Source organism: Anoxybacteroides rupiense (assembly GCF_014196195.1).
Lineage (GTDB): Bacteria > Bacillota > Bacilli > Bacillales > Anoxybacillaceae > Anoxybacteroides > Anoxybacteroides rupiense.
On the sequence record NZ_JACIDF010000007.1, the window covers coordinates 51,856 to 76,949 of the forward strand.

Annotated in this window: 20 protein-coding genes; 14 read left to right on the forward strand and 6 right to left on the reverse strand. The window is 42.5% G+C overall.

Annotated elements, in window-relative coordinates; genetic code table 11:
• Positions 1-154: 154 nt before the first annotated feature.
• Positions 155-1,684 (reverse strand): FAD-dependent oxidoreductase, encoded by a 1,530-nt coding sequence (locus GGQ95_RS12350; RefSeq protein ID WP_066150760.1) that lies wholly within the window; start codon positions 1,682-1,684, stop codon positions 155-157.
• A gap of 177 nt (positions 1,685-1,861) precedes the next feature.
• Between GGQ95_RS12350 and GGQ95_RS12355 the strand changes: the two genes are divergently transcribed.
• The 11 genes from GGQ95_RS12355 to qoxD all read left to right on the forward strand — a co-directional run bounded on the left by GGQ95_RS12355 (position 1,862) and on the right by qoxD (position 14,133).
• The gene (locus tag GGQ95_RS12355) at positions 1,862-3,247 is read left to right on the forward strand and encodes a DUF8451 domain-containing protein (RefSeq protein ID WP_159720665.1); all 1,386 of its coding nucleotides are present in this window, start codon (positions 1,862-1,864) and stop codon (positions 3,245-3,247) included.
• 613 nt (positions 3,248-3,860) lie between these two features.
• Positions 3,861-5,075 carry a branched-chain amino acid ABC transporter substrate-binding protein gene (locus GGQ95_RS12360; protein WP_066150753.1) on the forward strand — a complete coding sequence of 405 codons (1,215 nt, stop codon included), beginning with the start codon at positions 3,861-3,863 and terminating at the stop codon, positions 5,073-5,075.
• A gap of 184 nt (positions 5,076-5,259) precedes the next feature.
• The gene (locus GGQ95_RS12365; protein WP_044745180.1) at positions 5,260-6,246 is read left to right on the forward strand and encodes a branched-chain amino acid ABC transporter permease; all 987 of its coding nucleotides are present in this window, start codon (positions 5,260-5,262) and stop codon (positions 6,244-6,246) included.
• Between the two features lie 9 nt (positions 6,247-6,255).
• Positions 6,256-7,554, forward strand: a complete 1,299-nt coding sequence (locus GGQ95_RS12370) for a branched-chain amino acid ABC transporter permease (protein WP_066150750.1) — start codon at positions 6,256-6,258, stop codon at positions 7,552-7,554.
• On the forward strand, positions 7,535-8,314 hold the full coding sequence (locus GGQ95_RS12375; RefSeq protein WP_066150748.1) for an ABC transporter ATP-binding protein: 780 nt from the start codon (positions 7,535-7,537) through the stop codon (positions 8,312-8,314). Before GGQ95_RS12370 ends, GGQ95_RS12375 begins: the two co-directional genes overlap by 20 nt.
• 16 nt (positions 8,315-8,330) lie before the next feature.
• Complete coding sequence (locus GGQ95_RS12380) at positions 8,331-9,038, forward strand: ABC transporter ATP-binding protein (protein WP_066150745.1); 708 nt, start codon at positions 8,331-8,333, stop codon at positions 9,036-9,038.
• A 108-nt stretch (positions 9,039-9,146) separates the two neighbouring features.
• On the forward strand, positions 9,147-9,854 hold the full coding sequence (locus GGQ95_RS12385) for a TrmH family RNA methyltransferase (RefSeq protein ID WP_066150742.1): 708 nt from the start codon (positions 9,147-9,149) through the stop codon (positions 9,852-9,854).
• Positions 9,855-10,090: 236 nt separating this feature from the next.
• Positions 10,091-10,993, forward strand: a complete 903-nt coding sequence (qoxA, locus tag GGQ95_RS12390; RefSeq protein ID WP_080862688.1) for a cytochrome aa3 quinol oxidase subunit II — start codon at positions 10,091-10,093, stop codon at positions 10,991-10,993.
• 274 nt (positions 10,994-11,267) lie between these two features.
• Positions 11,268-13,214 (forward strand): cytochrome aa3 quinol oxidase subunit I, encoded by a 1,947-nt coding sequence (gene qoxB, locus GGQ95_RS12395; protein WP_066150736.1) that lies wholly within the window; start codon positions 11,268-11,270, stop codon positions 13,212-13,214.
• Positions 13,215-13,217: 3 nt separating this feature from the next.
• Complete coding sequence (qoxC, locus tag GGQ95_RS12400; RefSeq protein ID WP_066150733.1) at positions 13,218-13,832, forward strand: cytochrome aa3 quinol oxidase subunit III; 615 nt, start codon at positions 13,218-13,220, stop codon at positions 13,830-13,832.
• A 1-nt stretch (position 13,833) separates the two neighbouring features.
• Entirely contained in the window at positions 13,834-14,133 is a 300-nt protein-coding gene (gene qoxD, locus GGQ95_RS12405) for a cytochrome aa3 quinol oxidase subunit IV (RefSeq protein ID WP_066150730.1), read from the forward strand.
• 184 nt (positions 14,134-14,317) lie between these two features.
• On the opposite strand, the gene GGQ95_RS12410 is transcribed toward qoxD, so the two are convergent.
• From GGQ95_RS12410 to GGQ95_RS12420, 3 genes are all read right to left on the reverse strand, one after another.
• A complete protein-coding gene (locus GGQ95_RS12410) occupies positions 14,318-15,040 on the reverse strand; it encodes an amino acid ABC transporter ATP-binding protein (RefSeq protein WP_044745188.1) in 723 nt (240 codons plus the stop codon).
• Positions 15,037-15,693, reverse strand: a complete 657-nt coding sequence (locus GGQ95_RS12415) for an amino acid ABC transporter permease (RefSeq protein WP_044745189.1) — start codon at positions 15,691-15,693, stop codon at positions 15,037-15,039. Before GGQ95_RS12415 ends, GGQ95_RS12410 begins: the two co-directional genes overlap by 4 nt.
• 64 nt (positions 15,694-15,757) lie before the next feature.
• Positions 15,758-16,576, reverse strand: a complete 819-nt coding sequence (locus GGQ95_RS12420; RefSeq protein WP_159720661.1) for a basic amino acid ABC transporter substrate-binding protein — start codon at positions 16,574-16,576, stop codon at positions 15,758-15,760.
• Between the two features lie 559 nt (positions 16,577-17,135).
• Here GGQ95_RS12420 and putP point away from each other — a divergent pair.
• A complete protein-coding gene (gene putP, locus GGQ95_RS12425; RefSeq protein WP_159720659.1) occupies positions 17,136-18,590 on the forward strand; it encodes a sodium/proline symporter PutP in 1,455 nt (484 codons plus the stop codon).
• Positions 18,591-19,082: 492 nt separating this feature from the next.
• On the opposite strand, the gene ald is transcribed toward putP, so the two are convergent.
• Both ald and GGQ95_RS12435 read right to left on the reverse strand, forming a co-directional pair.
• The gene (gene ald / locus GGQ95_RS12430; protein WP_066150725.1) at positions 19,083-20,219 is read right to left on the reverse strand and encodes an alanine dehydrogenase; all 1,137 of its coding nucleotides are present in this window, start codon (positions 20,217-20,219) and stop codon (positions 19,083-19,085) included.
• A 112-nt stretch (positions 20,220-20,331) separates the two neighbouring features.
• Positions 20,332-21,570 (reverse strand): PucR family transcriptional regulator, encoded by a 1,239-nt coding sequence (locus GGQ95_RS12435; protein WP_159720657.1) that lies wholly within the window; start codon positions 21,568-21,570, stop codon positions 20,332-20,334.
• Positions 21,571-22,163: 593 nt separating this feature from the next.
• Here GGQ95_RS12435 and GGQ95_RS12440 point away from each other — a divergent pair.
• Positions 22,164-23,795 (forward strand): M20/M25/M40 family metallo-hydrolase, encoded by a 1,632-nt coding sequence (locus GGQ95_RS12440; protein ID WP_183186884.1) that lies wholly within the window; start codon positions 22,164-22,166, stop codon positions 23,793-23,795.
• Between the two features lie 89 nt (positions 23,796-23,884).
• Positions 23,885-25,081 carry an MFS transporter gene (locus tag GGQ95_RS12445; RefSeq protein WP_080862186.1) on the forward strand — a complete coding sequence of 399 codons (1,197 nt, stop codon included), beginning with the start codon at positions 23,885-23,887 and terminating at the stop codon, positions 25,079-25,081.
• The last annotated feature ends 13 nt before the right edge of the window (positions 25,082-25,094 follow it).

Sequence of the window (25,094 nt, forward strand, 5' to 3'; positions counted from 1 at the left end):
TCCGATCGGACAGCTTTTCTTATGCAATCCAATAATAAGGCTTCTAGCATGAGCGATCCTTTACCTATAAGAGAGAAGTGAGCTCTTAGAAAAGCCGGGTAAAACAATGATGGAATGATATGAGAAAATCATCATGTTTATATACTAGAATCTTTTAATCCAGAGCCTCTTCGCTTATTTTCGTAAGCGGCTGTTGGGCAGGGCCTTCTACGACATCGCCGCAAACCGAAAATCGAGAGCCGTGGCAAGGACAGTCCCATGTGCGATCTCCGCTGTTCCATTCCAGTTCGCAACCCATATGTGTACATGTTGTATCAACGAGAAATAATGAACCGTTCTCATCTTTATACGCCCCTGCCCTCTTCCCGTTTACGAGCACGACAGATCCTTCTCCGTTAGCCAGATCTTGCGGCGTCCGAATGACAGGTTCTATTTTTCCCTCGATAAGGTGTTTTGCGACATCTAAATTTTGTGTAATAAAATGCTTGACGCTTGGATCAGCATAAAAGCGTGACGGTGTGTAAAGGTGATGATAGCGGTTTTCTCGCCCTGTAATGAGATCGGTCAGAAGCAAACCAGCGACCGTTCCATTGGTCATCCCCCATTTTCGGTATCCTGTCGCGACATAAATATTAGGGGTATGGGCTGTCATCGCGCCGATGTATGGAACTTTATCTAATGTCGTTAAGTCTTGGGCAGACCAGCGATAGGGAATCGACGTCACTGGAAACATATCTGAGGCGAAGGATTGAAGAGCCTCATAATGCTGAATGGTAGGGACTCCCTGCCCGGTTTTATGGTTTTCTCCACTCACTAAAAGCAATTTTTCTCCGTTGATTGTGGTGACATAGCGAATCGAACGTTTCGGCTCATCTGCGCTTAAATACATGCCGCCAGGGTAATCTCCCTCTATTTGTACACCGAGAACATAGGAGCGCTCCGCATACATTCGCGAAAAATAAAAGCCACCGTCATAAAAAGGAAAATGGGAACAAACAGCGAGATGCTGGCATGTAATTCGTTTGTTATTGCGTGTAATGACCGTTAATGTATTTCCTTTTTCGACATCTTTTGCAGGAGTCTGCTCATAAATGAGCCCGCCCGACTGTGTGATCTCTTCAATGAGATGCGTTAAATATTTTAAAGGGTGAAATTGTGCTTGCTGTTTCATGACAAGAGCAGCTTTGCTGGGAAGCGGCAGCGGAAGATCTTCCACCAATCCCCCTTTGATTCCAAGCTTTTCATATGCTTTACATTCGTTAATGAGCTTTTGAATAGAGGATGAGGAGTGAGTGTATATGTACGCATCCTCTTCTTTCCAGTCACAGTCAATGTTTTGCTCATGTATGATGGTTTGGATCCATCGCATAGCTTCTGTACAAGCTTCATAATAAAGCTGAGCTTTTTCGGTACCAAGGTGATGAATCAATTCATCGTAAATAAGATCGTGCTGGGCTGTAACTTTTGCGGTTGTATGTCCCGTTGTTCCATTTAGCAATTGGTCGGCCTCAATTAGAGCCACTTTGCTCCCTGCTTTTGTAAGCAAATAAGCAGTCGTAATGCCGGAAATACCGCCTCCGATAATAGCGACATCGACATGGATATCTTCATTTAACGAAGGGAATTCGGGAAGTTTGACAGATGAACGCCAATAAGGCTCAACAGATAATGGAAGAGACTGCACGATTTGTTACCTCCTTCAGTATTTTTGTCCATATACATAAATTTCCTTGAATTTTAAAAATTATCCCTGCCATTTTCTTTTTTTACCATTATCCGCAATACACAAGAAAGGTGATAAAATAAAAAGCATAGGATGCCGGTTTTATTTTTATAAAATAGCATAAGAGGGAGATTGGAAGTGAATAAATATACAAATAATCCGGATGGACATTCACTGGTTATGTCAGACAATTTAATTTTAGAACACTACGGATTGAATGAGTTGAACTTTGAATCAGTGAATCATTATCGCGAAAAATTTGCAGCTGTAAAGCCGCAGCACCCATGGAATGGACTTGAGACAAAAGAATTTTTATACAAAATTGGTGCATGGGGAAAGCTGAGAAACAGCAGTAAAGAAGGCGTCACGGTTGCCGGACTCATCATGTTCAGTGAAGAAAGAATTATTACAGAAGTATTGCCGCAATATTTTCTGGAATATCGCGAAAGCACGGGGGAAATGGAAGCGGCTAACTGGGAAAAACGATTTACTTCTCAAGACGGAACATGGTCTGGCAATGTATACGATTTTTATTTTAAAGTCATGAATCATATGGACAGTAGTCATTCATTTGTACAATCGGCGCTCCATGAAGCGGTTATCAATGCTTTAGTTCATGCTGATTACTCTGGAGAGGGAGGGATTGTCATTGAAAAAGAACGAAATATCGTTCGCCTCTCCAATCCCGGTTTGCTCCGTATTCCAGCTGACTCGGCGTTTTCAAGCGGCATGAGCAATTTACGCAACCCTAATTTATTTAAAATGTTTATTCTAATCGGCCTTTGTAAACGGGCAGGATCTGGATTAAAGCATATTCAATCGATATGGGATGCCCATCAATGGAAGCAGCCTGAATTTATTCAACAGAATCATCCAGAACGCACGGTTTTTACCATGATGTTTTTTCCAGTTGATATTGCGGCAACATATGAAACAGATCACCAAAAAACGATAGAACAGGAACAAGATGAAGGACTAGACGATTGGATCCATGCAGATATAGATAACTCCGTAAATAAAGTTGATAACTTAGTAAATAAGGACTTAAACTTACTAAATAACGACCATAACTCCATAAATAAATCTGGTTACTCTATAGATAAACGCGACTACTACGTAAATAAACCGGACAATTCTTTAAATAATGTGTCGAACTCCATAAATAAATCTTCGAACTCCGTAAATAAACGGTCAAACTCCGTAAATAAAATGGAGTATATGGATTCGGATATCCATCATGAGGAAATAGATGAACAGCTATGGAAAATAGCTGAACTGGCACGTAAGAAAAAAAGGCTTCATCCAAGCGTCATGGAGCAAATGATTTTACAGCTTTGTGCGCAACGGCCACTGATGTTAAAAGAATTAGCCTATTTATTAGAAAGAACATCTGATGGATTGCGTAATAATTACTTGGCTAAGCTGCTAGAGGAAGGGAAGATTCAATTAAAGTACCCAAATCAGCCAAACCATCCGAGACAAGCCTATATGACGAAACAGCACTCCCGTATAGATGAGATGTAACATCATCCGCCGAGAAATCTCCCACCTCTAACCGAAGTGGAGGTGGGAGAGGTTCATTCTTCTCATCTTTGGATCTTTATTGGAGGTTACTTTTCGTTTCATTACATGTGACCAAGAAGAAACTTTGTTACTTTTCTTTACAAACTCGCTTCGTTTGCTATTCAGCTGTATTATAATCGAAGAAGATCATCGAAATAGTAAAAAACGAGCCTTTCGCTTCCTTTCAGAAAGGTTCGTTTTTTATTTAGAGGTTAACGTGCTGGCACATTATAAATACAAGATGATTTTCACAGACATCGTTTGCTCAATCTTTCGCTGTGCTTATAAATAAAAAAGAAATCTAGTTGCTCCATGAGTGGAACCTCTCCATAATATTTCATTCTATGTTTATATTGTTGAAAATATTTAGTAAATTTTGTAAGAATAATATTTCGTGATTCGAAATATTGAGTAAAAAAGCCCTAGAAATGAGTATTAGATAGCATTATCCAAAGTATTTTGTGAAAAAAAAGTTTTTTCTAGGAAAAAAATAAAGCTTGTTAATTTTGAAAATTCATATTATATTTTTCTTAAAATATAAAAAATTTTTAAAAGTCAAAAAAGGGGGATACGAATGGTCTTCAAGAAAACCTTCTCAATTTTAGCAACAGCGACACTAGCAGTCGGCTTGTTAGCGGGATGTTCTGGAGGGAACAAGGATCAAAACGCTAGCAATGGAGGAAGTGGAGGCAGCAGTGGAAGCAATGTCATTAAGATTGCGACGCAAACGCCGCTTTCCGGTGGAAGTGCGACATTGGGCGAGTCGATTAAATTGGGTGCCCAGCTGGCATTAGAAGAACAGCAAGCAAATTTTGAAAAGCTTGGATTTAAATTGGAGCTTGTTCCTTATGATGACCAAGGTGACCCGAAAAAAGGGGTAGCAAACGCTCAGCTTATTGGAGCCGATAAGCAAATTTTTGGTGTAGTAGGACATCTTAACTCAGGCGTAGCCATTCCTTCGTCAGAAATTTATGAAAAATACAGCATTCCGATGGTTTCCCCAGCAAACACAGCAACTGACGTGACAGACCGCGGCTTAAAAACAGTTAACCGCATTTGTGCCCGCGATGATTTCCAAGGACCTGCAGGAGCGAAATTCGCAATCGAAAAGCTTGGAGCGAAAAAAATCTTCATTATCCAAGACAAAACCGCATATGGTAGCGGCTTGGCAGAAGCATTTAAAAAGGGCGCTGAAGATCTAGGCGCTCAAGTGGTCGGCTTTGAAGGAATTACAGTCGGCGAAAAAGACTTTAACGGCGTGCTAAACCAAGTGCTAGCGAAAAAGCCGGACCTTGTATACTTTGGTGGCTTGTATACGGAAGGTGGCCAGTTGATTAAGCAAGCGCGCGATAAAGGGATTACGGTACCGATCATGGGCGGTGACGGTTTAGACTCATCGACGCTTGTGCAAATCGCTGGAGACGCAGTAAAAAATGTATATATGACATCTGCGGCTGGTCTTACGACAGCGACAGATGCTGGAAAGCAATTTGCCGAAAAGTATAAGCAAAAATTTGGAAAAGATATCGAATCTTATTCTGCTTATGGTTATGACTCCATGGGAGTATTGCTAAAAGGAATTGAAAATGCCATTAAAGAAAACGGAAACAAGCTTCCTTCTCGCCAGCAAGTGGCTGAGGGCGTTCGCAAAGTTCAAGAATATGAAGGAGTGGTTACAAAGGTAAGCTTTGATGAAAAAGGCGACAATAAATATGCGAAAATCTACATTTATAAATTTGACGAAGCAAAATATCCAGCTAAATTGGAGGATGAAGTAAGTAAGCAGTAATCATAGTTGGAAAAGGTGGGGAAGATCATTGCTCCCTTTTCCTTCAATTTAAAGTTTAGAGTGTTACTGGGCGCCTAGCTTAGTTCATTGATGACAAATAAAGAACATTTGTTGTCTGTAGCCATAAAGCTAGGCGCCTTTCTGATGGAAAAGTAAAAGTAGCAAAAACAGGCAGGTGAACAGAATGATTGAACAAGTATTGCACACATTGCCTCAAGTGCTGATTGACGGTTTAGCACTGGGAGCTGTATATGCGATTGTTGCACTAGGATATACGATGGTTTATGGAATTTTAGAATTAATTAACTTTGCTCACGGCGAGATTTTTATGACAGGGGCGTTTGTAGGAACGGCGATTTTATTGACGTTTTCTGGATTGGGTTGGATTACCTCTATGCCAGCCATTATTACTTTAGTGTTGGTGTTAATCGTTACGTCGGTACTTACCGGTTTGCTTGGAATGGGTATTGAGAGGGTTGCTTATCGCCCGTTGCGTAATGCGCCGAAGCTTATTACATTAATCACGGCGATCGGCATTTCGTTTTTGCTTCAAGATCTTGTCCGTTTTATTACAGAATTGAAAAATGGCAATTATATTTTAACAGGACCAAATTTATTCAATAAGCAAATTGGAATTGAAGCCTCTTCAATCTTGTCCGTATTTAATGATGCATCGGTAAAATCCTCGTTTTTCATTGTATTAGGTGTCGCTATCGTGATGATGATCACATTGGACTTTTTCGTGAATAGAACCAAATGGGGAATGGCGATGCGCGCTGTTGCACAAGACCGGGAAACAGCGGCGTTGATGACGGTAAACGTGAATAAAGTCATCGCTCTTACATTTTTTATTGGCTCAGCATTAGGAGGAGCCACGGGAGTATTGTTTGCCGTTCAATACGGAACGATCGATCCGTACATTGGCTTTATTCTAGGGCTAAAGGCTTTTACGGCAGCGGTTTTAGGCGGTATTGGCAATATCCGCGGTGCGATGTTTGGCGGGATTCTCATCGGTTTGCTTGAGATGTTTGCCGCGGCGAATTTGCCGATCGTTTCCCACGGAGTTCTCGGCGCAGAATATAAGGATGTATTTGCTTTTGCTATTTTAATTATCGTATTAATTTTCAAGCCGGAAGGTTTATTCGGAAAAGTGACAGTAGAGAAAGTGTAGGTGATCGACATGAAAAATTGGCTGAGTACGATTCAAGCGAACAAGCGCCTTCAGGCAATCATGATCGGATTGTATATTGTTGTGACATTTCTGAGCTTATATTTGGCTCAAAAATCTGTTATCGCTTTTTTATTGCTCCTTGCTTCCTTATTATTATTGTATTTTACCACATTTTCCAATCGCATCAAATGGCTGGTGGCCGGCTTAGTGATGGTGGTACTGCTCCCCTTTGCCGCTAGCCAAGGGGAAGCGTATCAATCTTATATGGAAGTGGCAACGTTAGTCGGCATTTATATTGCGATGGCACTCGGATTGAATATTGTTGTAGGGATGGCAGGGCTTTTAGACTTAGGATTTGTCGCCTTTTTTGCCATCGGGGCCTACACATATGGCATTTTTGCCACATCGCAGGCAAATAATTTTATGCCGTTTGGACATTATCCTCTTTCTGGAGGGAGCTTTTGGGTATTTATTTTTATCGGATGTCTCGCTGCGGCGTTATTCGGAATATTGCTAGGGATTCCTGTTTTACGGGTTAAAGGAGACTATTTAGCGATTGTTACGTTAGGTTTTGGAGAGATTATCCGCATTATTTTCAATAACTTGGATAAGCCTGTGAATATTACGAATGGAGCCATGGGGCTCGCATCGGTTCAACCGCCTAAATTATTCGGACTGGACTTTATGTATCCAAGCCAATTTTATTACATCGTATTAGTTATTTTACTGGTAGTTATTTTCGCCGTTCGCCGTTTGGAATACTCAAAAATCGGCCGTGCATGGAAAGCGGTGCGGGAAAATGAGATTGCCGCCCAATCGATGGGGATTCATCTTGTGCGGACGAAGCTGATGGCGTTTGCCGTCGGGGCATCGTTTTCCGGAATGATGGGGGTCGTATTTGCTGCCAAGCAAACGTTTGTTGACCCGACAAGCTTTACGCTGCTTGAATCCATTACGATTTTAGTCATGGTGATTTTAGGAGGAATGGGCAGTGTGCCAGGCGTCATCCTTGGTGCCGCTCTTGTGACGATTCTAAATCTCCAAGTGTTAACAGAGCTGACAAACTGGCTCAATCAGCTTAGCTTAAACGGTGTGATCAGTATTCCTGACGCTCTTTCGCCAGCGAAAATGCAACGGTTTATTTTCGGAGCTATTTTGATTTTATTTGCACTTTACCGCCCGCAGGGATTATTGCCGGCGAAAAATCCGGTATTTAAAAAAGAGGATTTAACAGACACATCAGGACATCCGCCAATGAATGCCGGCGTACAAAAGGAGGGGGCACAGCATGTCCATCTTGACAGTTAAAAATTTAACGAAGCAATTCGGCGGACTTGTCGCTAACAGCAACATCGACATGGACGTGGAAAAGGGTTCGATTACAGCTGTGATTGGTCCGAACGGTGCCGGAAAAACGACGTTTTTTAACATGGTGACAGGCGTTTACCAGCCGACAAGCGGTGATATCTTATTAAATGGCGAATCGATTGTAGGGTTAAAGCCGCACCAAGTCACGAGAAAAGGCATTGCTCGTACCTTTCAAAATATTCGGTTGTTTGGGGCGATCACTGTTTTAGAGAATGTGATGGTTGGTATGCATACGCATCTTCATGGCGGACTGTTCAGTACAATTTTTAATTTACCTCATGTAAGAAAAGAAGAGAAGGAAGCAAGAAAAGAGGCTTATCGCTTACTAGAATATGTCGGGCTCGAATCACTATTTAATGAAGAAGCGCAAAATCTGCCATACGGAGCGCAGCGTAAGCTAGAAATCGCCCGCGCATTGGCGACGCAACCGAAAGTGCTGCTGCTGGATGAGCCGGCGGCCGGGATGAACCCGAAGGAGACGAGTGAGCTAACAAAGCTTATTTATAATATGAGAGAAGAGCTTGATTTAACGATTATTTTGATTGAACACGACATGAAGCTTGTCATGGAAATTTCCGAGCATATTGTGGTGTTGGATCATGGGGAAAAAATTGCCGAAGGTACACCTGATGAAATACGTAACAATCAAAAAGTCATCGAAGCTTATTTAGGAAAAGGCGCGGCTGCAACAGCTTCATAAAGGGAGGACCTCGCAGATGAGTTTATTACGTTTAGAGAATATTAATACGTTTTATGGCGGTATTCACGCTTTAAAAGGAGTTACGCTTGAGGTGAATGAAGGGGAAATCGTTACGCTGATCGGCAGCAATGGTGCCGGAAAATCGACGACGCTGAAGACGATCAGCGGGCAAGTCAAACCGAAAAGCGGCACGATTTTGTACAATGGAAAGGATATTACGAATACGCCTCCGCATGTCACAGCTTTTGATGGAATTGCCCATGTGCCGGAAGGACGACGCATTTTCCCGCGTTTAACGGTAAAGGAAAATTTAGAAATGGGGGCATTTTCTGTAAAGGATCGAAAAGTCATTGAGGAGCGTATGGAACGCGTGTTTCACTACTTTCCTAAAATTAAAGAGCGGCTTCATCAAAAAGGCGGCACGATGAGTGGTGGAGAGCAGCAAATGCTAGCCATCGGCAGAGCGCTGATGATGCAGCCAAAGCTCTTAATGCTAGATGAGCCATCGATGGGACTTGCGCCGATTATCGTTGAACAAATTTTTGAAATTATCCATGAGCTCAACGAAGAAGGGATGACAATTTTGCTTGTCGAGCAAAACGCGTTCCAAGCGTTGCAAATTGCTCACCGTGGTTATGTGATTCAGACAGGGGAAATCGTCATGACCGGACCTGGACAAGAACTGCTTGTCAATGAGCAGGTGCGCGAGGCTTATTTAGCGTAGACGGAAAGGGCTCTATATAAAGAGCCCTTTTTCATTTGCTGGATACCTTGAAATTTTGTACAATGAAATTCGTTCTTAGAAATTTTGATAGGAACGAAGGTGAAGCCGATGAACGATCAAGAAGCAAAGGCGTTCATTGAACAATTAAAGCAAGAGGGTTTATTAACAGAAGAAAACCAACCTATTTGGGAAATGATTGTACCTGAGCGATTAAAGCGAATGTATGATGTGTTAAATAAGAGAACTCGCCATATTACGATATTAACGGAAGCGGTAGATGATCCGCATAATCAAGCGGCTGTGCTACGTTCGGCGGAGGCTTTTGGACTACAGGATATATATGTGGTCACAGGACAAGCGCCGTTTCAGCCGAATCCTTTTGTGACAAGAAATGCGGATAAATGGCTGACGGTTCACCAGAAATCGGATATCTCCACTGCTATTCGAGAGTTACAATCTGCCGGATATCAGGTACTCGCGAGCTATTTAAGGGAAGGAACCATTGCGCTTCATGAGATGGATGTGTCGCGTCCCACGGCGCTTCTGTTTGGCAACGAGCATCGCGGTGTATCAGAGGAAGCGCTTCATTTAGCTGATGGAACGTTTATGATTCCGATGCATGGCTTTGTACAAAGCTTTAACATATCAGTAGCAGCTGCTTTGACGCTCTATGACGTGACACAACGGGCGCGGAAGCAGGCGGGGGAAGCGTATTATTTAACGCTTTCTGAGAGAAAAGAACTATATGAAAAATGGATGTGGCAAACCCTTCATCCGCGTACAAGAAAAATGATGAAAATGCGCCTGGGAAAATAAAGCTGATCCTTCCAAAAGGATCAGCTTTATTTTGAATTTGGGGGTTTTTCATATTTTATCCACACAAATGAATATTTCATGAACAGTTTTTGAACACATTGTGACAAATATTTTTCTGATTTATGAACTTTTTTCATAATTAGTTTCAAACATTTTTACTTTTGATATGTTAGAAACGGATTAAAACAATTTCTACGTAACAGTGTTATCTTGTTTGTGAAGGGGGAAGCAAAGCGATGAAGCAGAAGATATGGAAATGGGCTTCGTTGCTTCCGTTATCTTTAGTGCTGTTATTAAGCGGTTGCAGCGAAAATATGCTAGTCATGCGGCCAAAAGGGCCAGTAGCCAAAACGCAATACGATTTAATCCTTTGGTCGATTGGATTTATGCTGCTCATTATTGTCGTCGTATTCGTATTATTTACCGTTGTACTGATTCGCTATCGGGAAAAACCGGGGATGGAAAATTATGAGCCAGAAGAAGAAGGAAACACATTGCTGGAAATCGTCTGGACAGCCATTCCTATTCTTATTGTTACAGCATTGGCCATTCCGACTGTAAAGGCTACCTTTGCTTTGGAAAAGCCAACGAAGGAAAAAGTAGAGCCTATAACGATCCATGTAACAGCAGCGAACTGGAAATGGATTTTTAGCTATCCGGATCAAAATATTGAAACGGTAAACTATGTCAATATTCCTGTAGACGTTCCCGTCAAGTTTAAATTAACGTCCGTTGGCCCGATGAACTCTTTTTGGGTTCCGCAATTAGGTGGACAAAAATATGCAATGGACGGTATGGAAACAGAATTGTTCCTAGAAGCAGATGAACCAGGCTCATACATGGGACGGAGTGCGAACTTCTCAGGAGAAGGCTTTACTCATATGGAGTTTGAAGTAGTGGCCCAAACGCAAAAAGAGTTTAATAAATGGGTCAAAGAGGCACAAAGCACAGCTCCTAAATTGAGTGAAACGAAATATGAAACCATTTTAAAACCAGGGCTCGTTGGCAGAATGACATTCTCCAACACACATCTTGAATGGATCGACCATTCCAAACAGAACAGCCATCATGCGGGAGAGGCCGACGAACAAGCAAGATTGTGCAATCCGCTTGAGGGCAACGGGATAGTAGTAGAGTAGGTTTCGAAGAACATGAAGATAGGGAGCTGTTGTTTGGCGTGCGAGAGATGGTTGGTCAATAGAATGAGGATGTGAGCGATCAACAGCTCCTAAACAATATGTGGCGAAGAGGCTCTTTGTTAGGTAAATGACGTTTTGAACACGTACCTTGCATGGATCGAGCATGCGAAACGATTCGTGAAGGGAGAGAGCGTGTCAGATCGATGAGAGACCGTATCGTCAAGGACAAAGGGACGAAGACGTGCATTCAATGTAAGGAAGGAGGAACAGGTGCATGAAGTGGAGCGAGTTTTTTGTTACAGGGGAACCGCTGATCTATGCAGCCGATGTAGCGATTGTATTAACGGTGATTGGTATTGTTTTCGTTCTTACGTATTTTAAAAAATGGAAATGGCTTTGGGATGAATGGTTGACAACTGTTGACCATAAAAAAATCGGAGTCATGTACATTATTTCAGCGGTGCTGATGTTGTTCCGCGGCGGTGTGGATGCGCTGCTTATGAGGGCGCAATTAACAGCACCAAACATGAAATTTCTCAATTCAGAACATTATAATGAAATTTTCACTACTCACGGTACGATCATGATTTTATTCATGGCGATGCCGTTTATTATCGGGTTGATGAACATTGTCGTACCTTTGCAAATCGGAGCGCGTGATGTCGCGTATCCTTATTTGAATGCGTTAAGCTTTTGGTTATTTTTCGTTGGTGCGATGTTGTTTAATATCTCCTTTGTCATTGGGGGATCGCCGAATGCCGGTTGGACTTCGTATTTCCCGCTTGCTGGCAACGAATTTAGTCCAGGTGTTGGGAATAACTATTATGCGGTTGCTTTGCAAATTTCCGGTATCGGTACGCTGATGACGGGGATTAACTTTCTCGTGACCATTTTAAAAATGCGTGCGCCAGGCATGACATTGATGCGCATGCCAATGTTTACATGGACGATTTTAATCACGTGCGTATTAATTATTTTCGCGTTCCCAGTGTTGACAGTCGCATTGGCGCTTATGACGTTTGACCGTCTATTTGATACACAATTCTTTACGATGGCGAATGGCGGGATGTCGATGCTTTGGGCGAACCTATTCTGGATTTGGGGACATCCGGAAGTATACATTGTCATTTTGCCGTCGTTTGGAATTTTCTCTGAGGTAGTGAGCACGTTTGCTCGCAAACGTCTTTTTGGTTATAAAGCGATGGTCTATTCGATTGTAGGAATTGCCTTTTTAAGCTTTATCGTTTGGGTGCATCACTTCTTTACAATGGGAGCTGGAGCAGCTGTTAACTCGGTTTTCTCGATTACAACGATGGCGATTGCCGTTCCGACGGGTGTGAAAATTTTCAACTGGCTCTTTACGCTTCGTAAAGGGAAAATTCGTTTTACAACAGCGATGCTTTGGTCATTGGCATTCATACCGAACTTTGTCATTGGTGGGGTCACCGGTGTCATGTTAGCCATGGCTGCGGCGGATTATCAATATCATAACAGCTATTTCTTAATTGCCCACTTCCATTACGTGCTAATTGCCGGTACCGTTTTTGCTTGCTTTGCAGGATTGCATTATTGGTATCCAAAAATGTTCGGGCATATTCTAAACGAGCGTTTAGGAAAATGGACATTCTGGCTGTTTATGATCGGATTTAATATTTGCTTCTTCCCAATGTATTTCTTAGGATTAATGGGTATGACGCGACGCATGTATACGTATTCTGAGGGGCTTGGCTGGACGCCGCTTAACGTTGTCGCATCCGTTGGTGCGGTTCTAATGGGAATCGGGTTTATCGTGCTTTGCTATAACATTTATTATAGCGCGCGCTACGGGGAACGCGATATGACGGGAGATCCATGGGATGGCCGTACACTTGAATGGGCGACGTCTTCCCCGGTGGCACATTACAATTTTGCGATCACCCCTGAGGTGAAGGATTTAGATGCATATTGGGAGATGAAGAAATCCGGAAAGGGCTTCGAAATTGATGAGGAAAAATTAAAACCGATTCATATGCCAAGCAATTCCGGTCGTCCGTTCCTTATTTCAATCGCCTTTTTCTTTGCGGGCTTCGGCCTTGTATTTAAATGGTTTTGGTTGGCGATTATCGCAACGATCTTTATTGCTCTTGGATTGATTCTCCGTTCATTTGACGATGATGACGGTTATTATATCAGCGTAGATGAAATTAAACGTACGGAACGTTTGTCGGGAAAGGGGGCATAAGAGATGGCAGAAGCAGCTCATCAGTACGATGAAACGATGCCATTGGAGTATCGAACAGAGGAAAGCCGCCTAAATATTCTAGGGTTTTGGATTTTTCTTGGTGCTGAGGTCGTGTTGTTTGCGACCTTATTCGCCACCTATCTTGTTTTATTCCAACGGACGGGCAGTGGTCCAACGACCAGCGACTTGTTTGAAATTAAAGATGTGATGATTGAGACATTGCTTCTTTTAACAAGTAGCTTTACGTGTGGGCTTGCGGTGTTTGAGATGCGCCGTCGCCGCTTGTCCGGTTTGTTAACATGGCTTTTAGTGACGCTTCTTTTAGGGGCAGGATTTATTACGTTTGAAATTCGTGAGTTTATTCATTATGTGCATGAGGGCGCGACGATCCAGACAAGCGCATTCCTTTCGAGCTTTTTTGTGCTCGTTGGGACGCACGGAGCGCACGTGAGCCTCGGGATTTGCTGGATGATTTTAATTATTATTCAGCTGTTGCAGCGTGGTTTTACTCCAAGAACGGCGCGTAAAGTGTTTATCGTCAGCTTGTACTGGCACTTTCTTGATGTCGTCTGGATTTTCATCTTTACTTTAGTTTATTTGACAGGGATGGTGATGTAAGATGGGAGCAAACCATCACCATGAGACATTTCCTTGGAAACATATTGTCGGGTTTATTTTATCTCTTGTGCTCACATTTATCGCGTTATGGGTGGCTCTGTCGTCAGGCTGGACCATAAAAGCGATTCTTGGCGTGATTGTGACGCTAGCTGTGTTGCAAGCGGCATTGCAGCTGTTTATGTTCATGCACATGACGGAAAGCGACAGCGGCAGAGTTCAAACCATTAATATGCTCTATAGCTTTTTCATCGCTGTTGTTGTTGTCGCTGGTTCGATTTGGGTTATGTGGTTCGTTTTATAATACAAAAGACCGATCTCTGTAACAGAGACCGGTCTTTTTTGTGTATTCGTGTATGACTAAGCTGGATTCGATGGGCTGAGCGGATGCCTCGCATGTCGCGTCATAAAAAATGATCCACTTTGTCCGAAACTCGTCTCTTTTTGAGGTGAGACGTGTTTTCGTTAAAGTGGATGACAAAGGTTTTTTATAGCACTTTCGATAAAAATGATTTTGTCCGTTCGTGTTGCGGGTTGTCGAAGATGTCGCTTGGCGCTCCTTCTTCGACGATATAGCCGCCGTCCATAAACAGGACGCGGTCGCCAACCTCGCGAGCAAAGCCCATTTCATGTGTGACGACAACCATCGTCATTCCTTCGTTGGCTAACTGCTTCATAACGGATAATACTTCTCCGACCATTTCCGGATCTAATGCCGATGTTGGTTCATCAAACAGCATCACCTTCGGCCCCATGGCTAAGGCGCGGGCGATCGCGACGCGCTGAGCTTGACCGCCAGAGAGAGAGTCAGGATAGACGTTCGCTTTATCTTGAAGGCCGACTTTTTTCAAGAGCTCCAATGCCGTTTCTTTCGCTTTTTCTAGCGTCCATTTGCGGACTTTGACAGGAGCTAGCGTAATGTTATCCAGTACGGTCATATGCGGGAATAAGTTAAAGCGTTGAAACACCATGCCGACTTCTTCACGCACTTTGTTGATGTTCGTGTTTTTGTCTTTTAAATGGAATCCATCGATTATAATATCGCCCTCGTCAAAGTCTTCAAGCAAATTTAAACAACGTAAAAAGGTGGATTTTCCTGAACCGGATGGGCCGATGACGACCACAACCTCGCGTTCTTTAATGTGTGCATTAATTCCTTTTAATACTTCAAGATCGCCAAATGATTTTTTTAAATTTGTCACTTTAATCATTGGTTCGAATACTTCCTTTCCAAATAATTTAGTAATTTACTAAGGGAAAGGGTTAAAATCAAATAAATAAGCGCGACCGTTAAATATGGCTCCCATACGCGATAATATTGTCCCTGTGCGGCTCTCCCCCAATACATGAGCTCCGGGGCCGCAATGACAGCACCAAGAGAGGAGTCTTTTATTAAGACGATAAATTCATTCGCAAATGGTGGAATCATTCGTTTTAACGCCTGCGGTAAAATAATATAACGCATCGCTTGGGTATGGGTCATTCCTAATGAACGGGCGGCTTCCATTTGTCCCTTGTCGATGGATTGAATGCCGGCGCGGAAAATTTCCGCCACATAGGCTGCAGAGTTTAAGGATAAGGATACAGCCAGTGATACGGTAGCGCTTGGCTGTGCAAAGAAAATAGGCATTAACCCAAAATGGACTAACAGCATTTGGACTAATAGCGGTGTACCGCGGAAAAAGTTCACATACCATTCAAATGGGAAGCGAATAAGCCGATTAGTGGACATTTTGCCTAGACCGATGGCAAGTCCGAGGATTGAACCGACAACAATGGAAATAATAGATACAAAAATCGTGATCCCTAGGCCTTTTAGAAAAAAGGGGGCATATTCCTGAATAATATCAAAACGAAAATCCATTCTCCTCACCTTTCTTATAAAAATTGCGTAACTAGCGACGAATAGTTACGCAATTTTTTACCGATTATGATGATTGTTGCTTTAACAAATTATCGAGATTTGGTTCTTTCCCGAACCATTTTTGATAGATTTCAGTATATTTGCCGCTGTCGATGACTTTTTTCAGCGCTTCATCGATTTTTGGCTTCAAATCGCTTCCTTTAGGAAACATAAAGCCGTAAAATTCTGGTTGGAAGTTTGTTGGATCTTCAATCGTTTTTAGTTTTTTATCAGGATTGTTTTTCACGTATTCGTTGGCGACACCATTATCTGTCACAACGGCCTCCACGCCGCCGTTTAAAAGGTCCATAATCGCGACGACGGTATTTTCAAATTTTTTAATGTTTTTGTTTTCAGCCCCGAACAACTTTTCCACGGCTGCTTGTCCCGTCGTTCCATTTTGGACGCCAATCATTTTGCCTTTTAAATCAAGGGCGTTTTTGACTGGGCTATTTTCTTTTACAAGAATCATTTGAATGGATTCGAAATATGGGATAGAGAAATCATAAGTTTGTTTCCGTTTATCGTCAATTGTAATTCCGGAAACACCCATATCCACTTCTTTTCCATTTTGTAAAGCTGCGAATAAAGGATCCCAGCCGGTGTTTTTTAACTCATATTTGATGTCTGCTTCCTTCATGACAGCATCTAACAAATCAACATCAAATCCTACAATTTTCCCTTTATCCATATACTCAAATGGTGCGAATGCAGCATCTGTTCCGACAATGATTTTTTTGTTGTTATCTCCACTTTCTGAAGATTGATCGGATGATTTGCCGCCACACCCTGCTAAAGCCACAAAGAGAGCAAGTATCACAGCAAATACCGCCATTTTTTTCATTATTTCCTTCCCCCTTTATATTGTAAAAATATAAAAAATAACATTAATTTCTCATTTAGTTTCAGCTGATCGATTTCTTCAAGTGTTTCCTAGGACGATTATCATACTACCAGCATTCGTTTGTTTATGCAATACTTTTTATAAAAACAATTTTTGTAATATTTAGAAACAAAGAGAAGAAGATGAGTTCTTTTAGAATAATATGTAATTGAATTCATTGGTTCTTAAAGCATATCGCAAATGTAAATGTAAAATTATACATTTTTAAAAAATGTTTTATTTCAATAAATATATTATAAATTAAGACGATTAAGAAAACAAAATATATTTTTATAATAGAGGAAGAAATAATGCAATCTAAATGCAATTGAATTATTTATTATTTTTTATTTGTCTGAATATTTTTTAAATATATGTTGAAAATGCCTAAAAACATTGATTTTTAGCGGCTTTATTGTTGTTATACTACAGATGGAAAAATATGATTACTATTGCATAAATAATATTCTTTCGTTTATGATGTTATTGACTAGAGACAACAAAGGAAGGGGAGAACACCATGGTATTAATTTCGGTCACGATTTATATGATCGGGATGTTACTGATTGGATATTGGGCATATAAGAGAACATCAAATCTCTCTGATTATATGCTTGGCGGACGTACATTAGGTCCTGCGGTTACAGCGCTCAGTGCCGGGGCTTCCGATATGAGCGGATGGCTTTTAATGGGATTGCCTGGAGCGATGTATGTACAAGGCTTAAGCGCTTCTTGGATTGTCATTGGTTTAACGCTTGGAGCTTATGCCAACTGGTTGTACGTGGCACCGCGCTTGCGCGTTTATACAGAAGTCGCTAATGATTCGATTACCATTCCAGAATTTTTGGAAAACCGCTTTGGGGACACATCGAAGCTATTGCGTTTAATTTCCGGTCTTGTCATTATGATTTTTTTCACATTTTACGTATCTTCTGGATTAGTATCCGGAGCGGTCTTGTTCCAAAACTCTTTTGGCACAAGCTATCATACAGGACTATGGATTGTTGCGGGAGTAGTTGTGGCTTATACGCTGTTTGGCGGATTTTTAGCCGTTAGCTGGACAGACTTTGTTCAAGGCTTGATTATGTTTATTGCTTTAATTCTTGTGCCTGTTGTCACCCTTTTTCATACAGGGGGCGTAGGCGATACGATGAACACGATCCGTGACATTAATCCGGATTTGTTAAATTTATTCAAAGGGACCACTTTGCTTGGCGTGATTTCTTTGTTTGCTTGGGGACTTGGATATTTCGGACAACCACATATTATCGTTCGATTTATGGCGATTTCTTCTATTAAGGAAATGAAAAACGCTCGCCGCATTGGAATGGGCTGGATGATTTTTTCTGTCGTTGGGGCTATGTTGACAGGGTTATTTGGAATCGCTTACTATTTTAAGTCAGGAGCAAAGCTAGCGGATCCAGAAACGGTATTCCTTAAGCTTGGCGAAGTTTTATTCCATCCGTTAATTACGGGATTTTTGCTTGCTGCGATTTTAGCGGCGATTATGAGCACGATTTCATCGCAATTGCTTGTTACGTCCAGTTCATTAACGGAGGATTTATATAAAGTATGGTTCCGTCGCTCAGCCTCTGATAAAGAGCTTGTTCTTATTGGCCGATTGGCTGTTTTGCTCGTGTCATTGGTCGCTGCTGCGCTTGCTTTCAAGCAAAACGATACCATTTTACGCCTTGTCGGCTATGCGTGGGCTGGATTCGGTTCTTCTTTTGGACCTGTTATTTTGCTAAGCTTATGTTGGAAGCGGATGACCAAGTGGGGAGCATTAGCCGGAATGGTTGTGGGAGCTGCAACGGTCATCCTTTGGACGCAGTCGGATTATTTGAAAAACCTGCTATATGAAATGGTTCCTGGTTTTGCGGCAAGCTTGCTCGCGATTATTGTCGTCAGCTTGTTGACGAAACAGCCATCCGATAAAGTTCTTGATCAATTTGACCAATTTAAAAAAGCGTTATAAGGAAACAGCCTTTCCTGAATGGGAAAGGCTGTTTTGCTTTTTGGCTAAGGACCGACTCGGATAGAGTTTCTCGAGACTCAAGTCGCACGATGTCTTCATCGTTGAGCCACGGCCGCAGGTGATGAAAAAGATTTCTAATTCCGTTCCGTTGACATCGGTCGTTGATCTCATGCAAGGAGGATGGACAGGAAAGCTGTTTGTATCAGACTTGTTGTTCGATTTTATTTTTCTAGCGGTTCTCTATGTAGGCAGCATTCTTATTGGAACTAGATATTTTAGATGGCAAGAGCAGAAGAATCCATGATTCCTTAGAGGAGATCGAACGGGTTCCATGTTTCCAGATTTTTGGCCATCCGGCTATATGAAGACGGTTGGATGTTTTTTAAAGCGATAATGTAAAGAAGGGTTCGTTAGCCTCCAAACAGAGGCTTTTCTTTCATTAAAAATAAAAAAACCGGGTACCACCATGATCCGATGGTACCCGGTTTTGCATTATGCTTGAACGGCAAATTGTTTTTCGAGCGCTTCTTCAACTGATACGTATTCGTAGCCAAGGTCACGGGCAACGGCTTCATATGTGATTTCGCCATTTGCGACATTGACGCCAAGTTTTAATGCGGCATTGTCGGCAATGGCTTGACGTACCCCTTTATTTGCGATTTGTAGCGCATATGGAATGGTTACGTTTGTCAAAGCAATGGTGGATGTTCTTGGTACAGCGCCAGGCATGTTGGCAACCGCATAGTGAACAACCCCGTGTTTTTCATATGTTGGGTTGTCGTGTGTTGTGACATGGTCGCTTGTTTCCACAATGCCGCCTTGGTCGATCGCAACATCGACAATGACAGAACCAGGCTTCATGTTTTTCACCATTTCTTCTGTTACAAGCTTAGGCGCTTTGGCACCTGGAATGAGGACGGCGCCAATCACAAGATCCGATTGTGCGACAGCTTGGGCAATGTTCATTGGATTTGACATAAGCGTTGTAATTTGGTTGCCAAAAATGTCGTCAAGTTCGCGAAGACGGTCAGCGCTCAAGTCGATGATCGTAACATCTGCACCTAGGCCGATCGCCACTTTCGCTGCGTTTGTTCCGACGACACCGCCGCCGATAATCGTGACTTTGCCGCGGCTAACGCCTGGGACACCGCCAAGAAGAATGCCTTTTCCGCCTTTTGGCTTTTCTAAAAATTGTGCGCCGATTTGTGCGGACATGCGTCCAGCGACTTCACTCATTGGTGTTAAAAGCGGAAGCGTGCGGCCAACTTGTACAGTCTCATAAGCGATGGCGATCACGCCTTTTTCTTTTAACGCCCGCGCTAATTCAGGCTCTGCCGCAAGGTGCAAGTATGTGAATAAAATTAATCCTGGGCGGAAATAGTCGTATTCACTTGCAAGCGGCTCTTTCACTTTCATAACCATATCAGCTTGCGCCCAAACGTCTTTCGCGCTATCAATGATTTGCGCACCAGCGCTTGCATAGTCTTCGTTTGTGAAACCGCTTCCAATCCCTGCGTCTTTTTCAATAATCACTGTATGACCAGCTTGAACGAATGACATAACTCCAGCCGGAGTGATTGCCACACGATTTTCGTTATTTTTTATTTCTTTTGGTACACCAATAATCATGGATGAGTTCCTCCCTCATATTGTCCTTACTTGCAGTATACACAGTTTCCATGATTTTTTCTTTGTTTAGAAAAGAAAAAGAAGCAGCATTATTTTGTGGATTTCCACAAAATTAATGCAATGCTTCATATTTGGCCAATTTAATATCGATATATAATTTGACTTTTTGGTTCATATTGTGCAAATCGATTTCACCAATTTCGGCGATGCGCTTGAGCCGATATGAAAGAGTGTTGGGATGGATATTTAACGCCTTTGCGGTTTCATTGACATTGCTGTCGTGATCGAAAAAGGCTTCATACGTTTCGATGAGGTTGGTATGATGCTTCTCATCGTAGGCCTGCAGTTTTGTCAGCGCTGAATTTGCAAATTCTCCTTGCTGTTTTTTTTCTAACAATAAATCAAAAAATTGATAAATACCTAATTGTTGATATCCATAAATGGAAAAAGTTTGCTCAGGAAACTTTTCTTTCATTGATAAAACGGTCAGGGCTTCCTTGTAGCTCTTTTCAATGTATTCGAACGTTTCATAAATGCCGCCAAAGCTGCTTTGAATGCTGTTAATATGGAAGCGTTCCTTCATTTTTGTCGCAAATGAGGAGATAAATTGATTCAATTCATACAATGGCTGATCGGCTGATTTTGGAGCCACCAATAAAATGAAATCGTTTCGTTCAACGGTATACAGTAGAACTTGAACTTGTTGAGTGGTTTGTAAAATGTAAGAAATTTGTTTTTCTAAATCGCTTGTAATGCCGTTGGCAAAGCGGAAGACAAGAACGGAAAAACGTGGGGCGGCCGGAATTTGCATCGCGCTAAAATTTTCATGAATTTCTTCATTTGTTTTAATATGGCCAGTAAGCAATTTCCAAAAAAATTCTTGCACCCGTTCTTCTCGTTTATTTTTGCGCATGTACAGCTGCAATACTTTATTTTTAGCCGCCTTCGCTGCTTTTTTCAGCAATTCCATATCATCCTTGGAAAGGGTTCTCCCTGTTTCTAGCGCCCAAATAAATCCAATCACCTCATTATTTTTCCAAATGGATACGGCCACTCGATTCCCGAGACCCACATCAGAGATCGTTTCGACGCGCAAAGGCTCTTCGCTACTTAACAACGCAGGAATGACTCCTGTTTTCCAGAGGCTATTAATGACTTTCTCTGGAACACGGCGGCTAATAATGGTGGCGGTCCGCGCCGGATCTGTATAGTCATCATGGGCGCTGTAGGCGATGAGCCGATGGTTCGCATCTTCAATCGTAATCGGGCATTGCAACAAATCACTGATGCGATCGGCAAACTCTTCAAGACTGTCGAAATTCGCTTTAAATGGATCTTCTTTATGTATCATGTCATCCCCGCTTCCAAACGAAATAATAGTTTCAGCTCATAAGACTGATCTGCCAGTAAAGCATGGTACGGATTATTTTTTGTCTATCGTTAAACATCGGTATGGTTGATCTAGAATCAAACAGAAAAGCAATGTTGATCGTACAAGTCATGGCTGGCAAATTAGGATGTATTTTTATTGTAGCAAAACAGAAAGGAAAATAAGCAATGATTTGTCGCTGTTTTGTAAACAAGCGATAAAGGGGATATTTTCCTAAGATTGGGCGATCGAACAGCGCTGTTTCACAGAACGATGAATAAGTCTGAAAACGGCGTTGTTTGGCTGTGGTCTATAGATAACATTTGTTTAACAATCCCCCAAAAAGTTTCCCGCTCTTAACGGAGTGGGGTGGGAGAGGTTCATGGTTTAAGTTGTATTTATATCGTTTGTTTATCCTCGATATTTGTTAAAATAGTAGCGATAAGGAAACGTGTGGATGGATGAATAAAGATCGAAGCATTCTATGCTTTCTTTATATCATAAGCACAAGCGTACTTTTTCAAAACCACTATCCATCAGCACGAAAGGATGACACAGAAAAGCGGGGGAAGAGGATGAAATGGCAGACAAAGCAACAGTTAAAGCAGCTGCTCTGTCAGTTAGTGCAGCATGCAAGTGTAAGTCATTCAAAAGCGGAGGTCGAGCTGGCGCATTATATTGCGCAACAGCTTTGTACACTTGAGTATTTTCAAGCGCACCCATCTCTTGTGCAACTGCATCCGACAGGAGACGGCCGCTATTTTGTCACAGCACTTGTTAAACAAGAGGAGCAGGTAGAAGATACGATTGTTCTTGTCAGCCACTTTGATGTGGTCGATGTACAAGATTATGGAATTTGGAAGGAGTGGGCATTTTCTCCGGAGACGCTGACCCAGTATTTTTATCATCATAAGGAGAAGCTGCCGGCAGCTGTTCAAGCAGACTTAGTACAAGGGGAGTGGCTGTTTGGCCGCGGGGTCATGGATATGAAATGCGGGCTGGCTTTACATATGTCGCTTATCGAGCAGGCATGCCACGGCTATTTCCGTGGAAATGTATTGCTTCTAACCGTGCCGGATGAAGAAGTGAATTCAGTGGGCATGCGGGCGGCTGTGCCAGCGCTGGTTGAGATGGCGAAAAAACATCGCCTGAATTATCGGCTTGTTCTTAATTCAGAACCGATGTTTACGCGTTATCCAGGCGATCAAACGAATTATATTTATACAGGTTCCATCGGCAAAGTGCTGCCAGGGTTTTATTGCTATGGGAAGGAAACGCATGTTGGTGAGCCATTAGCGGGATTAAATGCGAACGGGATGGTTTCGCAAATTGTGAATGAACTAGAGTTGAATGTTGATTTTTGTGAGCTGTTTGGTCAAGAAGTGAGCCCGCCGCCGACAAGTTTGTTCCAGACCGATTTAAAAGAGGATTATTCTGTACAAATTCCGCATCGTGCTGTAGCGCTATTTAATCTATTTTTGCAGCAAAAATCAATGGATGACATTACAGAATCGTTACGGCAATTAACAAAGCGGGCAGCGGAAAAGATTGAACAGCGATATCGTGAGCAAGCTCTCCGTTTTGCGCAAATGGAGCAATCTTCGCCGAGATCGCTATCCATTCATGTGTGGACGTTTGCTGAACTGCGACAAAGGGCGGTCGAGATGTTTGGAACGGAAAAAGTGGAGAAGCTTGAACAAAGCGTGTTGGCGGATGGAGACGGAAAAGATGAGCGGCAACGGACGATTGAGCTCGTTGATCAGCTAGCCATTCTTTGCAAAAATTTAGGACCGATGATCGTATTATTTTATGCGCCGCCTTACTATCCAGCTGTGAATTCCAGCGATGATCCGCTTGTTCTTTATCTCGTTGATCAGTTGCGGGCGTACGCCAAGGAAAAAGATGATATCTCCCTTGTACAGCAACATTATTTTGGCGGCATTTCCGATTTAAGCTATGTTGGATTGCATCAACCGCTCTCTGCTTTAAGAACGCTCACAGCCAATATGCCGCTATGGGGCCAAGGATATGATCTTCCTATTCAGGCGCTGGCGGAGTTTTCTGCGCCTGTGCTAAACGTTGGCCCTATTGGCCGTGATGCCCATCAGTGGACAGAGCGTTTGAATGTGCCATTTGCTTTTGAAACACTTAGGAATTGGTTAACATATGTGATCGAACAAGCTTTTTCATTCCGAACAAAGGAGTAAGCCTCCTTTGTTTTTTTGTTTGAATAACGGGGAATATATCAATATAATGAATGGTATAGATTGACACCTGTCAATAAAGGAGGCTTGTCATGAGTCAATATGCAATTTCACAGCGAAAACTTTTAGGAATTGCCGGCTTAGGCTGGATGTTCGATGCCATGGATGTGGGCATGCTGTCATTTATTATTGCGGCGCTGCAAAAAGAATGGGGGTTAACGGCTCAGCAAATGGGCTGGATTGGCAGCATGAACTCGATTGGCATGGCAGTAGGAGCGCTTGTGTTTGGACTTTTAGCAGACAAGATTGGAAGAAAGCAGGTCTTTATTTTGACGCTTTTATTATTTTCGTTAGGAAGTGGATTGTCTGCTTTAACGACGACTTTAGCAGCGTTTCTAGTGCTGCGCTTTATTGTGGGGATGGGCCTTGGCGGAGAGCTGCCAGTCGCCTCAACATTAGTGTCTGAAAGTGTTGCGGCAAGTGAGCGCGGGAAAGTGGTTGTCTTGCTGGAGAGCTTTTGGGCGTTGGGTTGGCTTTTATCAGCATTGATTTCCTATTTCATTATTCCGTCCTATGGGTGGAAGCTCGCCTTGCTTTTGTCAGCGATTCCTGCCCTTTATGCGCTTTATTTACGGTTGAATTTGCCTGATTCTCCGCGATTTACGAAGCCGAAAGCAGAAAGCAATGTTCTTGCGAATGTGATCAAGGTATGGTCTTCTGCTTACCGCCGTGAGACGATTATGTTATGGGTGCTTTGGTTTGCTGTTGTATTTTCCTATTACGGCATGTTTTTATGGCTCCCGAGCGTGATGGTCATCAAAGGATTCAGCTTGATTCAAAGCTTTCAATATGTCCTGATTATGACGCTGGCGCAATTGCCGGGATATTTTAGCGCTGCTTGGCTGATTGAGCGGCTCGGGCGAAAATTTGTGCTTATTGTTTATTTAATGGGGACAGCGGTCAGCGCCTACTTTTTTGGCAACGCGGAATCGCACGCCTTTTTAATGCTTTTTGGCATTTTACTTTCATTTTTTAACTTGGGGGCATGGGGTGCTTTGTATGCTTATACTCCAGAGCAGTATCCGACCTCGATTCGCGGAACGGGAGCAGGGATGGCTGCTTCATTCGGTCGGGTTGGCGGCATTTTAGGGCCGCTGTTAGTCGGCTATCTTGTCGCGCAAAAAGTGGGAGTGACCACAATTTTTACGATTTTTTGCATTTCTATTTTTATCGGTGTTTTGGCCGTATGGATATTAGGAAAGGAAACCAAACAGCAGGAGCTAGCATAAGAATTGACAAATA

Excerpts from the sequence above, each read along its gene's own strand:
- GGQ95_RS12440 (WP_183186884.1), top strand. The coding sequence starts at position 22,164 with ATGAAATGGCAGACAAAGCAACAGTTAAAGCAGCTGCTCTGTCAGTTA.
- GGQ95_RS12410 (WP_044745188.1), bottom strand. The coding sequence starts at position 15,040 with ATGATTAAAGTGACAAATTTAAAAAAATCATTTGGCGATCTTGAAGTA.
- GGQ95_RS12435 (WP_159720657.1), bottom strand. The coding sequence starts at position 21,570 with ATGATACATAAAGAAGATCCATTTAAAGCGAATTTCGACAGTCTTGAA.
- qoxA (WP_080862688.1), top strand. The coding sequence starts at position 10,091 with ATGAAGCAGAAGATATGGAAATGGGCTTCGTTGCTTCCGTTATCTTTA.
- GGQ95_RS12415 (WP_044745189.1), bottom strand. The coding sequence starts at position 15,693 with ATGGATTTTCGTTTTGATATTATTCAGGAATATGCCCCCTTTTTTCTA.
- GGQ95_RS12365 (WP_044745180.1), top strand. The coding sequence starts at position 5,260 with ATGATTGAACAAGTATTGCACACATTGCCTCAAGTGCTGATTGACGGT.
- qoxC (WP_066150733.1), top strand. The coding sequence starts at position 13,218 with ATGGCAGAAGCAGCTCATCAGTACGATGAAACGATGCCATTGGAGTAT.
- GGQ95_RS12420 (WP_159720661.1), bottom strand. The coding sequence starts at position 16,576 with ATGAAAAAAATGGCGGTATTTGCTGTGATACTTGCTCTCTTTGTGGCT.
- GGQ95_RS12385 (WP_066150742.1), top strand. The coding sequence starts at position 9,147 with ATGAACGATCAAGAAGCAAAGGCGTTCATTGAACAATTAAAGCAAGAG.
- GGQ95_RS12375 (WP_066150748.1), top strand. The coding sequence starts at position 7,535 with ATGTCCATCTTGACAGTTAAAAATTTAACGAAGCAATTCGGCGGACTT.
- ald (WP_066150725.1), bottom strand. The coding sequence starts at position 20,219 with ATGATTATTGGTGTACCAAAAGAAATAAAAAATAACGAAAATCGTGTG.
- GGQ95_RS12445 (WP_080862186.1), top strand. The coding sequence starts at position 23,885 with ATGAGTCAATATGCAATTTCACAGCGAAAACTTTTAGGAATTGCCGGC.
- qoxB (WP_066150736.1), top strand. The coding sequence starts at position 11,268 with ATGAAGTGGAGCGAGTTTTTTGTTACAGGGGAACCGCTGATCTATGCA.
- GGQ95_RS12380 (WP_066150745.1), top strand. The coding sequence starts at position 8,331 with ATGAGTTTATTACGTTTAGAGAATATTAATACGTTTTATGGCGGTATT.
- GGQ95_RS12360 (WP_066150753.1), top strand. The coding sequence starts at position 3,861 with ATGGTCTTCAAGAAAACCTTCTCAATTTTAGCAACAGCGACACTAGCA.
- putP (WP_159720659.1), top strand. The coding sequence starts at position 17,136 with ATGGTATTAATTTCGGTCACGATTTATATGATCGGGATGTTACTGATT.
- qoxD (WP_066150730.1), top strand. The coding sequence starts at position 13,834 with ATGGGAGCAAACCATCACCATGAGACATTTCCTTGGAAACATATTGTC.
- GGQ95_RS12370 (WP_066150750.1), top strand. The coding sequence starts at position 6,256 with ATGAAAAATTGGCTGAGTACGATTCAAGCGAACAAGCGCCTTCAGGCA.